This is a genomic window from Colwellia sp. BRX10-1 (assembly GCF_014077545.1).
Classification (GTDB): domain Bacteria; phylum Pseudomonadota; class Gammaproteobacteria; order Enterobacterales; family Alteromonadaceae; genus Colwellia_A.
On record NZ_JACGWC010000112.1, the window covers coordinates 1 to 379 of the forward strand.

Here is a 379-nt window from a genome sequence, read left to right on the forward strand (position 1 = left end):
CTACCTTAACGATTTCAGTAACTCCAGTTTCTGATCTGAGCGATGATAATGAAACTGTCACTGTTGCAGAAGATACAACAGCCACAGGCAATGTTTTAGACAATGCTGAAACAGCAGACGGTCCAATGACCGTCACCAGCTTTACTGTTGGTGGGAATACGTACAATGCAGGTGACACGGTTACTCTTGCGGAAGGTGAACTCACTTTAAATACCGATGGTAGCTATACCTTTACACCGAACGACAATTTCAATGGTGCTGTGCCTGTTATTACTTATACAGTTACTGATGGTGCTGGTGATACACAGAGCTCTACCTTAACAATTTCAGTGACACCAGTTTCAGATTTAAGTGATGATAGTGAAACTGTCACGATAGC

At 42.5% G+C, this 379-nt stretch carries 1 protein-coding gene; it reads left to right on the top strand.

The features are described from left to right. Window positions 1–379 (top strand): Ig-like domain-containing protein (locus H4J75_RS19770; RefSeq protein ID WP_182223077.1); only part of this gene is annotated, 379 nt, incomplete at both ends.